The following is a 14074-nucleotide window of genomic DNA, read 5'->3' as shown; positions in this document are numbered from 1 at the left end:
ATGAAACCGCTTGACCCGACGGGTCGAGCCTGACTCCATGCACCAGTCGGCCAGACTGCCCGAGGCGTGGAATGGCTGCCCACGATGCCGTGGAATCGATGCCCATCTTCCGTGGAATACGCACGCTGTTCCTGCAAGGCCCCGATCGGGTGGAAGGTTCTCGCCATGTAGTGGAGGTCGAACAATATCGGTGTAATCTGTTCGACCGGGCCCGCCTGCCGGAAGAGGTTCTCGCGAACCCCGCATATTACCGCGTGAGCCACCGCAAGGAGGTCGTTGTCTCGCAACGCAGCGATGCGGGCAGCTTTGCAAGGGGCTGACATCTGTGCCGGAAGCGGGCCATGCCCATCTGGCGACCAGCGCGGGGAACCTCGCCTATATCGTGCCGCATAGGGGCATCGGGATGCGTTTACTTCTGTCGGACGGCCCCCGGCGGCGGGTCCCACTGCGTAGGGGGCGTTTTCTGAGGCTGATGCGGCTCTGGCCTGACTATACGGCTGTGACGGATATCGTGGCGCTCGGATGGTGCCGGTGATGCCGTTATCGTGCCGTACCGGGTTGCCAAGGCTTGTCGGAACACTGTTGCCCCCGGGCGGGCGGCGGGTCGAGATGCCGACCGACCGGCAGCGCCGGCGCATGGCTGTTGCCCCCGGGCGGGCGGCGGGTCGGATAAACTGCCCGAAACTGCCGCAGGTGCTGGGGCGACTTTGGGGAAGGGGACGGCAACTGCTCTCCGCAGTTAATAGTCGAGCGCACGCCATGAAGTTTCCGGAGGCTGTGACTCGCGGATCAACCCGTCATGCGAACGGCCGTTCAATGGCGGCCGAGGCACTGGGACGGCGCAAGTTCGTCATGCCGGGATTGACTGCCCCATCCGCGCCACGGCGCCCCCTCCCGCAATTCCGCCTATGCACGGATCGACCCCAACCCGCAGCATCGCATCGTTCAGCGCAACGCGCCTTTCGAAACACTTCCCGTCGCCAGACTTCACCGCCGCTAGAACAGAAAATACCGCTGTGCCAGCGGAAGCTCGGCCGCCGGCTCGCAGCTCAGCAGGACACCGTCCGCCCGGACCTCATAGGTCTCGGGGTTGACCTCGACCCGAGGCATCGCGTCGTTCAGCCGCATATCGCGTTTGCCAATGCCGCGCGTGCCCCTGACGGCCACCAGGTCCTTTGCGAGCCCCAGTTGCGCGCCAACCCCGGCCTCGACCGCCCCTTGCGAGGCAAAGATCACCGCGCTGCGCTCTACCGCCCGGCCCATCGCCCCGAACATCGGCCGCGTATAGACCGGCTGCGGCGTGGGGATCGAGGCATTGGGATCGCCCATCTGGGCCATGGTAATCGCCCCGCCTACCAGCACCATATCAGGCTTGGCCCCGAAAAACGCCGGCGACCAGAGCACCAGATCGGCGCGCTTGCCTTCCTCGACCGACCCGATCTCCCGGGACATGCCATGCGCGATGGCCGGGTTGATCGTGTATTTTGCCACATAGCGGCGGACGCGGAAATTGTCGTTGTCGCCGGTTTCCTCGGACAGGCGGCCGCGCTGCACCTTCATCTTGTGCGCGGTCTGCCAGGTGCGGGTGATGACCTCGCCCACGCGCCCCATCGCCTGGCTGTCGGATGATATGATCGAGAACGCGCCCATGTCATGCAGGATATCCTCGGCGGCAATCGTCTCGCGCCGGATACGGCTTTCGGCAAAGGCGACATCCTCGGGGATCGACTTGTCGAGATGGTGGCAGACCATGAGCATGTCGAGATGCTCTTCGATCGTGTTGACCGTGTAGGGCATGGTCGGGTTGGTCGAACTGGGGATCACGTTCGGATGACTCACGACCTTCATGATGTCGGGCGCGTGGCCACCCCCCGCCCCCTCGGTATGAAAGGCGTGGATCGTCCGGTCGCCAATGGCGGCGAGCGTGTTTTCGACGAACCCGCTCTCGTTCAGCGTGTCCGTATGGATCATCACCTGCACGTCGAGATCGTCCGCGACTGAAAGGCAGCAGTCGATGGCGCCCGGCGTCGTGCCCCAGTCCTCATGCAGTTTCAGCGCGCAGACCCCCGCCTGCACCTGTTCGACCAGCGCCGCAGGGAGGCTCGCGTTGCCCTTGCCCGAAAGGCCGATATTCACCGGCACCGCGTCCAGCGCCTGCATCATCCGTCCGATATGCCAGGGCCCCGGCGTGCAGGTCGTGGCCAATGTTCCGTGCGCCGGCCCCGTGCCGCCGCCGAGCATCGTCGTCACCCCGGAATGCAGCGCGTCGTCGATCTGTTGCGGGCAGATGAAGTGGATATGGGCATCGAACCCGCCCGCGGTCAGGATGCGCCCCTCACCGGCGATGATCTCGGTGCCCGGGCCGATCACGATATTGACCGCGGGTTGCGTATCGGGGTTGCCGGCCTTGCCGATGCGCGCGATCCGCCCATCGCGCAGGCCGACATCGGCCTTGTAGATTCCCGTGTGATCGAGGATCAGCGCATTGGTGATGACCGTATCCATCGCGCCCTCGGCGCGGGTCATCTGGCTTTGACCCATCCCGTCGCGGATCACCTTGCCGCCACCGAACTTGACCTCTTCCCCATAGGTGGTCAGGTCGCGTTCCACCTCGATGATCAGGTCGGTATCCGCCAGCCGCAGCCGGTCGCCCGTGGTGGGGCCATACATGTCGGCATAGGTGGCGCGGGAAATCCTTGCGGGCATCTTGTCCTCTTGGCGGTGCGGGCGGTTATTTGCGGGGTGGCTGCAGGGCGGCAGGCCCCGCCTTGGTCAGGCGGGCAACATTGGCGCGGGTCTTGCGCCCGACCGGCCGGATCACGGCAGCGGCCAGCCGCGCGGGCCTCTCAGCGCGCATCGCACCGGTTGCCGCCGCCTGCGCCGTTTGAAGAAAGGCGGCTTGTTTTTCGGCCACCATGCGCACGGCCTCTCCGGCCGGATAGGCCCAGAACCCCATCATCCCCAGAGAGCGCAGCGCGATCACCGTCTGCGCCTCGGCCGCCATGGTCCAGAAGGCAAGGCCGGCACGCCAGTAATCGACCGGGGTTCCAAGCCCGGCAAAGGGGGCGCTTTTCACAGCGGTCCGTTTCACAGCGGCCCCATGACCGAACGGTTGAAGCCATAGACGCGCCGGTCGCCCCCAAGGGGAACAAGCTGCACCTCGCGTGTCTGGCCGGGCTCGAACCGCACCGCGGTCCCGGCGGCGATGTCGAGCCGGTAGCCCCGCGCCGCGACGCGGTCAAAGTCGAGCCCCGGGTTCACCTCGGCAAAGTGGTAATGGCTACCGACCTGCACCGGGCGGTCGCCGGTGTTCGCGACGCGCAGCGTGATCGCCGGGGCGCCGGCGTTCAGTTCGATATCGCCCGGTGCCGGAAAGACCTCGCCGGGGATCACCGGCGCGGCCCCTTGGGGTTGACCCGCACGGGAACAGGGACCGGAGCGGGGGACAAAAGGCGCGACAGGATGGCAGCGATGCGGGACATGGCGGTCCTTTCAGACTCAGCGGATGGGGTGGTGGACGGTGACAAGCTTGGTGCCGTCGGGGAAAGTGGCCTCGACCTGCACATCATGGATCATCTCGGCGATCCCCGACATGCACTGATCGGCGCGCACGACATGGGCGCCGGCCTCCATCAGATCGGCGACGCTGCGCCCGTCGCGCGCGCCTTCGACGACGAAATCGGTGATGAGGGCGATGGCCTCGGGGTGGTTGAGTTTCACGCCGCGTTCCAGCCGGTTGCGCGCCACCATGGCGGCGAGGCTGATCAGCAGCTTGTCCTTTTCGCGGGGGCTGAGGTTCATTCAGTATCTCCGTCAGATCTGCCAGACACGGGGCAAGGGCCGCCCCGCCCGCAGCACAAGCATTACGGCCGCCACGGCCCGCTTCAAGGGCAAAGCATCGGCGGCCATCAGGCGCAGCACGCATTTCCCGTCCCAGGCCGAGGCAGCGGCATCCACCTCCGCCTGCGCCGCCAAGGCACTCCGCACCGGGATCAGCGCGTCCTCTGCCCCCTGCGTGATCAGGGCGACCGTCGCCATGGCGCGCGCCTCGCCCGTGGTGGCGGAATGGCCCAGCGCCGCATCCTGCAGCGAAAACGGCTCCAGCAGCACGGGTCGGCCCGCGCGCCGCACCTCGCGCCAGTCCGACAGGGCAAGCCGTGTGATCGTCTCACCCATCGCCGCCCGCCCCAGAACCAGCATCTCGGACAGGATCAGCGTCGCATCGCCCGCAAGATCTACCGAGGTCCGACGCTGCAAGGCGCTGTCCTGAAAGAGGATCGTTTCCTGCGGCAGCCAGTCCAGCCGCCCGCCCTGTCCCACCGACAGATCGACATCAAGCCGCGCCGCGCCGCCCGCGCTGGCATAGGCGCGTTCCGCCGTCTGGGTGGTGCCGACCACGTCGCAGCCCGGCCCCACATCCATCGAAAACCGGATGTGGTCGCCGCCGGTCAGCCCCCCGGAAGTGTTGAGAAATACAACCTCAGGCACCGGGCCATGACTGCGTGGCAGCATCACCTTGGCCGATCCGGCCTGCCGCAGCTGGCCGACCGAAGCACGGCCCTGCCGGAGCACGAGCGAGACGCGCCCCTCGCCCCGGCTGCGCTGCAACGCTTCCATGCGGCTGCCGTCCGGCATCGCCTCACCCCCTGTCGGCCCAACGGCCTGTCGCGCCAGATTAGAGGGTCGGCGCCGGGCTGCAAGGCCGCGCCATGTCCGCCGGATGATGGGAGGCGGCGGCAGCCAAGCTTTGGGCGGGTTGCCGGTTAATTGTGCATGTTGCAAATTCTCGCTGCCTTGCGGCAGGAAATCGCCGCCCGGTCTGGCCAGAGACGCCCTCCCGCACTAACTGGTTTCCCCGAACGAAAGAGGTGAATGATGCAGGAACTGCCGAACACGCTGCCGATTGCCGGCGACGCCGGGAGGAAATCGCGATGCGGGTTTCAGCGGCCGCACGCCCAGCTTGCATCCGTGATAACCGCGACATTGGCCCTTGGCCTGACGCTTGCCACGCCGCTGGCCGCGCAGCAGGACCCCGCGACAGGCTATCCGCTACCGCCCGATGGCGCCGCAACCGAAGCCCCGGCGGCACCGGACGACGCTCCACCCGCCGAGGCGCAGGATGACGGCCTCAGCGCCGAAGCGCAGGACCCGGGACTGGCAAGCGAAGGCGGGCTCGACCGGCCGGGCAATGACGTCGCCGACTGGTTGCCCCCCGCCATCGACCTGCCCGAGGACACCGAGGTCGTCATCAACAGCGCGATCGGTTCGTCCACGCGGCTTTTGCAGTTTTCGACCCACGAGGATGCCGAGAGGTTGATCGAGCGCTGGCGCGAAGCCCTGCGCGAGACCGGCTGGCAGGTCGACCCGTCGCCGGAAATGATCGAGAGCCAGCAGATCCTCTTTTCCGGCCCCGGCATCGGCAGCGCGCAGGTGATCATCATTCCGTCGCAGGCCGACGGCGCGCAGGTGATCCAGATCGACGCCTCACTGAACCTCGAATAGACCCTCGCCTTCGCGCCCCGATCCATGTTACGGGGCGCGAAACGCGAGGGGACCATGACTGAACTCACCATTCGCCGCCCGGACGACTGGCATCTGCATCTGCGCGACGGGGCGATGCTGCAGGGCATCCTGCCGGAAACCACCCGACATTTCGCCCGTGCGATCATCATGCCGAACCTCGTGCCGCCGGTGGTGACGGGTGAACAGGCCGCCGCCTATCGCGACCGCATCCTTGCGGCCCTGCCCGAAGGCGCTCAGTTCGAACCGCTGATGACCCTTTACCTGACCGAGGATACCGATCCGGCGGATGTGGCAGCGGCCGCGGCATCGGGTCTTGTGAAGGCGGTCAAGCTTTACCCTGCCGGCGCGACCACCAATTCCCATTCCGGCGTGCGCGATTTCGACAAGGTGCGCCCGGTGCTGGAAAAGATGGCCGAGATCGGCCTGCCGCTCTGCCTGCACGGCGAAGTGACGGATGGCGACGTCGACATCTTTGACCGGGAGGCGGTCTTCATCGACCGCGTGCTCGACCCGGTCCGCCGGGCAACGCCGGGGCTGCGGGTGGTGATGGAACATATCACCACGTCCGACGCCGTCGCCTATGCGCGATCGGCGGGCGACGATCTTGGGGCAACGATCACCACACATCACCTCGTCATCAACCGCAACCACATCCTCGTGGGCGGGATCAAGCCGCATTACTACTGCCTGCCGGTGGCAAAGCGCGAAAGCCATCGCCTTGCGCTGCGCGAAGCGGCAACCAGCGGCGAGGCGCGGTTCTTCCTCGGCACGGATTCTGCGCCGCATATCGACGCGCTCAAGGAACATGCCTGCGGCTGCGCGGGCTGTTTCACCGCGACGAATACCATGTCGATCCTCGCGGAAGTCTTTGAACAGGAGGGCGCGCTGGACCGGCTGGAGGGGTTCGCCTCGCTCCACGGCCCGGCCTTCTACCGCCTGCCGGTAAACGAGGCCACGCTGACCCTGACCAAGGGGGCGCCTGTTTCCTACCCCGAGAAGATCCTGACAGGCGCGGGCCCGGTGACGGTCTTTGACCCGGGTTTCCCCCTGCACTGGCATGTGAGCAACTGAGAGGCATCCGATGATCCCCACCACCTTTCCCGACAAGGCCGAGATGGCGCGGCTGACCGCACGGATGCTGCTGGAAATCAAGGCCGTGCATTTCAACGCCGAGGAACCGTTCATCTTCGCCTCGGGCCTGCCCTCGCCGGTCTATATCGACTGCCGCAAGCTTATCTCCTACCCGCGCATCCGGTCCACGCTGATGGACTTCCTGACCTGCACCGTTCTGCGCGATGCGGGGTTCGAGGCATTCGACAACGTCGCAGGCGGCGAAACCGCCGGCATCCCCTTTGCCGCGCTGGTGGCAGAACGCATGGGCCTGCCCATGACCTATGTGCGTAAAAAACCCAAGGGCTACGGCCGCAACGCCCGGATCGAGGGCGCGATGACCGAAGGCCAGCGCGTGCTGCTGGTCGAGGATCTGACCACCGATGGCGGGTCGAAACTTTCCTTTGTCGATGCGATCCGCGAAACCGGGGCAACCTGCGGCCATACAGCGGTAATCTTTTACTACGGCATCTTTCCCGAAACCATCGGGACGCTGCGGAACCACGGGGTCGAGCTGCATCACCTCTGCACCTGGTGGGACGTTCTGGCCGAGGCCAAGGCCTCGGGCGCCTTCGACGACCGCACCATGACCGAGGTAGAGGCCTTCCTGACCGGCCCGCAGGCCTGGCGCGACGCCCGCGCCTGAGCCGCAGCCCGGGGGCGGCGGGTCCGCGCGCATCCCCGGGCGCCGCCCAAGCGCCGCATTGACCAGCGCCCCCCCTTTCCGTCACAATGGCCCGAACCGGACAGGACCCCGCGCGCCCAGACCCGCGGCAGATCCGGCAGATCACGAAGGGACGGATATGAACGACGTTGCAGCCCTGCGCGCCAAGCCGGCCGATGCGTCCGAGGCTGGCGAGAGCCTGCCCCACAACATCGAGGCGGAGCAGCAGCTTCTCGGCGCGATTCTCACCAATAACGATGTCTATGACCGGATCGCCGCGATCATCCGGGCGGATCATTTCTTCGAACCGGTTCATCAGCGCATCTTTGAAATCGCGGCGGCCCGCATCCAGAAGAACGCGCTCGCCTCGCCCGTGACCCTCAAGGCATTTCTGGAGGATGACACGGGCCTGCGCGAACTGGGCGGCCCGGCCTATCTCGCACGGCTGGCGGGGGCTGCGATCTCGGCATATGCGGCACGCGACTATGCGCAGATGATCTATGACCTTGCCGTCCGGCGCGAACTGATCAGCCTCGGGCGCGACATTTCCGCCCGCGCCGCCCGGGTCGAGATTTCGTCCGAGCCGCGCGAACAGATCGTCGAGGCGGAACAGCGGCTTTATAAGCTCGGCGAACAGGGCCATGTGGAAAAGGGGTTTCAATCCTTCCTCAAGGCGGTGACGGATGCGGTCAACGTGGCCAATGCCGCCTATCAGCGGGACGGGGGTCTTGCGGGCATCTCGACAGGTCTCATCGACCTCGACAAAAAGCTGGGGGGGTTGCACCCGTCGGACCTGCTGATCCTTGCCGGGCGGCCCTCGATGGGGAAAACCTCGCTTGCGACCAACATCGCCTTCAACATCGCCAAGACCTACAAGAAGGGTCTGCTGCCCGACGGGACCGAGGGCACGGTGGATGGCGGCATCGTCGGCTTTTACAGCCTGGAGATGTCGGCCGAACAGCTGGCCGCGCGTATCCTTTCCGAGGCGGCCGAGGTGCCAAGCGAGCAGATCCGTCGCGGCGACATGACCGAGGCCGAGTTCCGCCGCTTTGTCGAGGCCGCGAAGGCGCTGGAATCCTGCCCGCTCTATATCGATGACACGCCGGCCCTGCCGATCAGCCAGCTTGCGGCCCGGGCGCGGCGTCTGAAACGGACCCACGGGCTCGATGTGCTGATGGTGGACTATCTTCAGCTTGTGCGCCCCGCCACCGCCAAGGACAGCCGGGTGAACGAGGTCTCGGAAATCACCCAAGGTCTCAAGGCCATCGCGAAAGAGCTTGATATTCCTGTGATTGCCCTGTCGCAGCTTTCACGTCAGGTCGAAAGCCGCGAAGACAAGCGCCCCCAGCTTTCGGACCTGCGGGAATCCGGCTCGATCGAGCAGGACGCCGACGTGGTGATGTTCGTCTACCGCGACGAATACTACAAGGAACGGGAAAAGCCCGGCGAGGACAACCTGGAGGCCATGGCCAAGTGGCAGGAAACCATGGAGCGGGTGCATGGCAAGGCCGAGGTCATCATCGGCAAGCAGCGCCACGGCCCCATCGGCACGGTCGAACTGAGCTTCGAGGGTCGCTTTACCCGGTTCGGCAATCTTGTGAAGCCGTGGCAGCAAGGCGCCGGCCCCGGCGACTTCTGACCGTTTCCGCTTGACCGGCGCCGCCCGCCGGTCAACACCTTCGCCCATGGCAAGCGGAACCCTTCATATCGACCTCGCCGCGCTCGCGGCAAACTGGCGCGCGCTCGATGCGGCCTCGGACAGCGCAACGCAGACCGGGGCGGTGGTCAAGGCGAACGGCTACGGCCTTGGCGCAGGGCGCATCGCCCGGGCCCTGGCCGAAGCCGGCGCCCGGCGGTTTTTCGTGGCGATGGCCGAGGAAGGCGCGGCGGTGCGCAAGGCCCTTGGCCCCGGGCCGCAGATCTGCGTCTTTTCGGGCCATATGGAGGGCGACACCGCCCTTGTCGCCGAACATGACCTGACGCCGATGCTGAATTCGGTCGATCAGCTGACGCGGCATCTGGAGGCGCTGCCGGATCAGCCTTTCGGCATCCAGCTTGATACCGGCATGAACCGGCTGGGCATGGAACGCGCCGAATGGGCGGCCGTTGCCGAGATTGCCCTGTCGCGCCGTCCCGTCCTGCTGATGAGCCATCTTGCCTGCGCGGATGAACCCGATCACCCGCTGAACGCCCATCAACTGGCGGAGTTCAAAGCGCTCACCGACGGGACGGGTGTGCCGCGCTCTCTCTCGGCCACGGGGGGCATCCTGTTGGGGCGCGACTATCATTTCGACCTCACGCGCCCGGGTATCGGCCTTTACGGCGGCCTTCCGTTTCAGGACGCGCGCCCTGTCGTCCGCCTGTCGCTGCCGGTCGTCCAGTCCCGCCCGATCGAAGAAGGCGAAAGCGTCGGCTATGGCTGCGGCTGGGTCGCGCAGCGCCCGTCCATCATCGCGACGGTTTCGGGCGGCTATGCCGACGGGCTGCACCGCGTTCTGGGGAACCGCGTCCATCTTTGGGCGGGCGATGTGCCCTGCCCCATTGCCGGGCGCGTCTCGATGGACCTGATCACCGTCGATGTGACCGATCTGCCCGAGGTTCCCGCGGCGCTCGATATCCTTGGCCCGCACCAGTTTGTGGACGATCTGGCCGAGGCCGCAGGCACGATCGGCTATGAGATGCTCACCTCGCTCGGCGCCCGGTATGAACGGCGCTATGACGGGGCGGCGGGCTGAGCCTGCGGGCGCCGCGCGCGGGCTGGTGGCTGGCCGGTCTGAACCTCTCGCTCTTGCTGATATGCCCAGCGGTCTGGTTCCAGCCGGTGCTGACGCCGCGCCTGTTCCGGTGGTCGTCGGAAATCACGGTGACGGTCATCGGCAGGCTGCAGACGCTTTGGCGCGAAGATCCGCTGCTTGCCCTGCTGGTGACCTTCCTAGCGATGGTGGCCCCCTTACTTCAAGACCGTAGGCTTGCGACCTGCAAGGGCTGGACAACCCGGTTGCGCAGAAACAGGCGGTATTCACCTCCTGCCGGCGGCCTGGCCACGGATGGCGAAAGGTCAAGATCCATCGAGAGGCTCTGTTCAGGCCTCGTTGCGCTGCCGGTGCCCGCGCTGGGTGTTTTTGCGCTGCTCCTGCTGTTCGGACCAGAGTGGCCGCCTAGATAACCGGTTACCGCAACCCAGCCGAGGCCCGGATGACCCCCACGCCCGCCCTTGACCTCTATCGCGCCGGCGATGACCTGCCGCCCGACGGATGGCTGATTTCGGACTGGCCCGCCGGGCAATCGTCGATCCTGCACTGGGCCGCCGATCACGTTCGCCTGACCGGGCAGGGAAGTGTGGAGCTGAGCCTGACGGCCGCGCCATCAGGGTCGCGCTATGCGGTTCTGGGGGGCGAAGTTCAGTCGGCGCGGGCCGCAATCACCGGCACATGGGGCTGGACGGTGCAGGCGCCACAGATGGTGCCGGGCGCGGTCTTCGGGCTTTTCACCTACAGAGCCGATTGGGAGAACCAGCCATGGGTGGAGTTCGATTTCGAATTCGTCGGCGCGGATACGACATCCGTGCGGTTGAACATCCACATGACGAACAAGGCGGGCGAACATGTGACCCTGGAACGAAGCGGGCAACATCCCGTCCGGGTCGCGCTTGGTTTCGACGCGGCGACGGGCGTTCACCGGTATGAGGTGACGGTAAGCCCGGACATGGCCGTCTTTCGGATCGACGGGCGGGTGGTCGGCAGCTTTGGCCCCGCCGACATGCCGGACGGGATCTGGACGCTCGGCCCGATGAGGAGCTTCGTCAATCTGTGGGCCGTCGCACCAGAGCAGGAGCCCTGGGCGGGCACATGGGCCGATCCGGGCCGGCCGCTGATCGCGACGATCATTGCCGCGGATATCCGACCGTCCGAAGGGGATGCGCCGCTGGCGTGAATTACGTCGGCCGGGTGCCTCAGGGCCTGTCCGTATCCGCGCGGCGGGTCAGCGTCAGGCGGTTGAGTCCATCCGCGGACTCGTAACCGATGTCATGCATCAGCGCGCGGATCAGCCACAGGCCACGGCTGGATTCCGCCAGCGGGTCGCCTGGTTCATCCGCCTCTTGCAGCGCGACGGGCGGGATCGGACGACCGCGATCCTCCAGCGTCAGGACTGCGCCCCGGTCATCGGTCTGCAGGGCGATCCCGATCCGGTCGCCCGGCGAAAGATGCCCGTGCAGGATGATGTTGTTGACCGCCTCGACAAAGGCGAGCTCCATGGCTTCGCCGCCTTCGACGCCGATCGCGGTCGTCGTCAGGTCCCTGATCCGTTCTGCGGCGGGGCCGACCTCGGCAAGGTCAGGGCCGATCCGGAGGTGTTCGACCCCGCCCACCGGTCAGGCTTCCAGCCGGGCCACTGCCTCGTCGACCGTTCCGTGCAGCGAAAAGACCCGGTCCATCCGCGTCAGCAAAAACAGCCGCGCGACCGAACTGCCAAGACCGGCGACGGCGATGCCGCCCTTCGGCCCGATGCGCTTGAGGCAGGACACCAGCGCGCCCAGTCCGGAACTGTCCATGAACTCGGTCGCCGAAAGATCGACGACAATCAGGTGCCGCCCCTGCTCGATCCGCGAGATGATCTCTTCGCGCAGGCGCGGCGCCTTGTGCGCGTCGAGCCGCTTTTCGTCAAAGGACAGGACCAGAACGTTCCCCCGCTCTTGCTCATGCACGTTCATGGTCAGTCTCTGCCTCCAGAATCACGATTGTCACGTCATCATCAAGGCTCCCCGAGCCTCTCCAACTGCGCAAGGCCAAATCCAGGGCCTCGATCAGGGCCGCGGTCGAGCTTGTCGCATGAGTCGTTACGATCTCGACAAGACGTTCCTCGGTGAAAAAGCGGCCGCCGGCATCTTCGGCTTCGATCAGACCGTCGGAATAGAGCAACAGCCTGTCGCCCGCCGCGAAATCGAACGCGATCTCATCGTAGGTCGCGTGCGGGATGATGCCCACCGGCAAGCCACCGTCGCCAAGCTGGCGCACATCGCCCCCGCGCCCGATCAATAGCGGTGCGGGGTGCCCGGCCTGTACCAGCCGTCCCGTTCCGGCGGCCGGGTCGATCTCGCCCAGGATCATCGTGAAATAGGGAAAGCTTTCGGGCCAGTCCTTGTTGACCGAAGCCGCCAGATCGCCAAGACTCTGGCCCGGCTGACGCTGAAGCACGGCCTGCGTGATGCTGTGATGCGACGCAACCGAGATCAGCGCGGCCGGTGCGCCATGGCCCGCGACGTCGATCTCGAAAAAGCTGATCCGCCCGTCCGGACGACGCACCACATCGAAGGTGTCGCCCGCGATATAGCGCGACGGGCGGAAATAGCTGTAGAATGCCACGCCCCCCAGACGCGCCGGTGGCGGCAAAAGCGTCGCCTGCACGACGGCGGCGGCCTCCAGGTCGATCTTGAGCTGGCGATACGCGTCTTTCAACCGTTCATGCAGGGCCAGCCGTTCGTCCTGCAGGCGCCGCCGCCGGATCGCATTGGCCTTGAAAACCCGGAGCGCGTCCGTCATCGCGCCCATCTCATCCTGGCGCGCCGCCACGGGAACCGGAGTATCCAGCCGGCCCTCGGCCAGATCCAGCATCCCGCGGCGCAGGTCGCCCAGCGGCTTGACGATACGGCGCTGAACCACAAGCGTGCTGGCCAGAACCGTAAGCGCGCCGGCCACGAACAGGCCCGACCACAAGAGCACGCTGCGGATCGTGGCGCGACGCAGGTCCGAAAGCTGATCGCGCGAGATGTCGAAGAGCGCCGAGAGAAGTCCGCGCAATTCGTCCAGCAGCAGCTCGGCCTCTGCGACGGCCGCATCCGGGGCAGTGCCGGCGCCCCCGGCGAGAACCGCATCCTCGGCCGGGCGGTAAAGTGTATAGTAGCGGCTTTCGAAGCTGCGGATACGGTCCGGAAAGTCGCGGCCCAGAAGGTCAGGGTTTCCACGCAGGACGGCAAGCGCCGCGTCGATGCGGACGGCGTTGCGTTCGATTTCCTCACGCTCTTCCTCGCCTACCGCGCCTATGGAAAGAAGCGGGATCAAGGTGCGCGACCGGATGAGGTATTCGAATATCGCGCTCGTCTGGCTGCGCAGGTTGAAGGCCAGGGCGGTGACCGGGTCTGCCGGCTGTTCGCGCACCAGCACGGCCAGCCGGGCTGCATTCAGCCGGTTCACGGCCGCGATCCCGAAGTCGTGGAAGGCAAGCGCCACCGCCGCACGGTCCTGCGGGGTGCCGGCGGCATCCACGATAGCCCGCTGATGGCGGAGTTCATCGAGAACGGCGTTGACTTCCGCCCTTTGGGCCGGATCGGCGTCAGCCTCAAAGGATGCCGCGACCCGCGCGATGTGGCGATCCGTCGCCGCCCGCAGCCCGGCCGTATCCCCCACCGCCGCAGGAAGGCCCCGAAGCGCAAGCACCGTCGCGCTACGCTCTTCCGCCAAAGTCGCGGCGGCCTGTGCCAGATGCTCGCGCAGCTGGTTGGATGCGACAAGGTGATCGACCTCGCGCCATTGGGCAAGGCTTGCCACCATCTGCAGCGCGACCACGACTGTAAGCGCCAGACCGAGAAATCCGGTCAGCCCCAGGAGCGTATCGCGTATGGACATCTGCGGGAGTTTCAGGCCGGCACTCCTCTCTCTTCAGGGTTGCGCCTCAGGAATAAGAGACCGTTAAGCCTAAGGGAAGACAGAAGCGTATAACACCGCGAATTGTCTTGCCGGGTCTGCCCTTTCGTGTAACGGCTGGGATGTCTCCGTCCTT

General features: G+C 66.2%; 15 protein-coding genes. 7 read left to right on the top strand and 8 right to left on the bottom strand.

Annotated features, from left to right (window positions below):
* Nucleotides 1–71: 71 nt before the first annotated feature.
* Complete coding sequence (locus ACFSGJ_RS10635) at nt 72–320, top strand: hypothetical protein (RefSeq protein ID WP_390261364.1); 249 nt, start codon at nt 72–74, stop codon at nt 318–320.
* A gap of 676 nt (nt 321–996) precedes the next feature.
* Here the strand turns inward: ACFSGJ_RS10635 and ureC are convergent.
* From ureC to ACFSGJ_RS10610, 5 genes are all read right to left on the bottom strand, one after another.
* Nucleotides 997–2706: an urease subunit alpha gene (gene ureC, locus ACFSGJ_RS10630; protein ID WP_390261363.1), complete on the bottom strand. Its 1710-nt coding sequence runs from the start codon at nt 2704–2706 to the stop codon at nt 997–999.
* A gap of 25 nt (nt 2707–2731) precedes the next feature.
* Nucleotides 2732–3091, bottom strand: a complete 360-nt coding sequence (locus ACFSGJ_RS10625; RefSeq protein WP_390261362.1) for an antifreeze protein — start codon at nt 3089–3091, stop codon at nt 2732–2734.
* Entirely contained in the window at nt 3088–3393 is a 306-nt protein-coding gene (locus ACFSGJ_RS10620) for an urease subunit beta (protein WP_390261360.1), read from the bottom strand. The genes ACFSGJ_RS10625 and ACFSGJ_RS10620 overlap by 4 nt, the downstream gene beginning before the upstream one ends.
* 105 nt (nt 3394–3498) lie before the next feature.
* Nucleotides 3499–3801, bottom strand: a complete 303-nt coding sequence (locus tag ACFSGJ_RS10615) for an urease subunit gamma (protein ID WP_390261358.1) — start codon at nt 3799–3801, stop codon at nt 3499–3501.
* Between the two features lie 12 nt (nt 3802–3813).
* Nucleotides 3814–4635 carry an urease accessory protein UreD gene (locus ACFSGJ_RS10610; protein WP_390261356.1) on the bottom strand — a complete coding sequence of 274 codons (822 nt, stop codon included), beginning with the start codon at nt 4633–4635 and terminating at the stop codon, nt 3814–3816.
* A 237-nt stretch (nt 4636–4872) separates the two neighbouring features.
* Between ACFSGJ_RS10610 and ACFSGJ_RS10605 the strand changes: the two genes are divergently transcribed.
* The 6 genes from ACFSGJ_RS10605 to ACFSGJ_RS10580 all read left to right on the top strand — a co-directional run bounded on the left by ACFSGJ_RS10605 (nt 4873) and on the right by ACFSGJ_RS10580 (nt 11230).
* On the top strand, nt 4873–5502 hold the full coding sequence (locus ACFSGJ_RS10605) for a hypothetical protein (protein WP_390261354.1): 630 nt from the start codon (nt 4873–4875) through the stop codon (nt 5500–5502).
* 54 nt (nt 5503–5556) lie between these two features.
* Nucleotides 5557–6594 carry a dihydroorotase gene (gene pyrC / locus ACFSGJ_RS10600; protein ID WP_390261352.1) on the top strand — a complete coding sequence of 346 codons (1038 nt, stop codon included), beginning with the start codon at nt 5557–5559 and terminating at the stop codon, nt 6592–6594.
* Between the two features lie 10 nt (nt 6595–6604).
* The gene (locus ACFSGJ_RS10595; protein ID WP_390261351.1) at nt 6605–7279 is read left to right on the top strand and encodes an orotate phosphoribosyltransferase; all 675 of its coding nucleotides are present in this window, start codon (nt 6605–6607) and stop codon (nt 7277–7279) included.
* Between the two features lie 157 nt (nt 7280–7436).
* Complete coding sequence (locus tag ACFSGJ_RS10590) at nt 7437–8936, top strand: replicative DNA helicase (protein WP_390261350.1); 1500 nt, start codon at nt 7437–7439, stop codon at nt 8934–8936.
* Nucleotides 8937–8982: 46 nt separating this feature from the next.
* Nucleotides 8983–10032: an alanine racemase gene (gene alr / locus ACFSGJ_RS10585; protein ID WP_390261348.1), complete on the top strand. Its 1050-nt coding sequence runs from the start codon at nt 8983–8985 to the stop codon at nt 10030–10032.
* 460 nt (nt 10033–10492) lie between these two features.
* Entirely contained in the window at nt 10493–11230 is a 738-nt protein-coding gene (locus ACFSGJ_RS10580) for a family 16 glycosylhydrolase (protein ID WP_390261346.1), read from the top strand.
* A gap of 19 nt (nt 11231–11249) precedes the next feature.
* Here ACFSGJ_RS10580 and ACFSGJ_RS10575 read toward each other — a convergent pair whose 3' ends face one another.
* From ACFSGJ_RS10575 to ACFSGJ_RS10565, 3 genes are read right to left on the bottom strand one after another with little or no spacing between them, the layout of a single operon-like run.
* Nucleotides 11250–11666 (bottom strand): ATP-binding protein, encoded by a 417-nt coding sequence (locus tag ACFSGJ_RS10575; protein ID WP_390261344.1) that lies wholly within the window; start codon nt 11664–11666, stop codon nt 11250–11252.
* 3 nt (nt 11667–11669) lie between these two features.
* The gene (locus tag ACFSGJ_RS10570) at nt 11670–12008 is read right to left on the bottom strand and encodes an STAS domain-containing protein (RefSeq protein WP_390261343.1); all 339 of its coding nucleotides are present in this window, start codon (nt 12006–12008) and stop codon (nt 11670–11672) included.
* Nucleotides 11995–13920, bottom strand: a complete 1926-nt coding sequence (locus tag ACFSGJ_RS10565) for a PP2C family protein-serine/threonine phosphatase (protein ID WP_390261341.1) — start codon at nt 13918–13920, stop codon at nt 11995–11997. The genes ACFSGJ_RS10570 and ACFSGJ_RS10565 overlap by 14 nt, the downstream gene beginning before the upstream one ends.
* Nucleotides 13921–14074: the final 154 nt, after the last annotated feature.

This window comes from Halodurantibacterium flavum (genome assembly GCF_042681825.1).
In the GTDB taxonomy this organism is placed as follows: domain Bacteria; phylum Pseudomonadota; class Alphaproteobacteria; order Rhodobacterales; family Rhodobacteraceae; genus Halodurantibacterium; species Halodurantibacterium flavum.
Note: the sequence above shows the minus strand (reverse complement) of the source record. Positions and strands in the feature narration are given on the sequence as shown.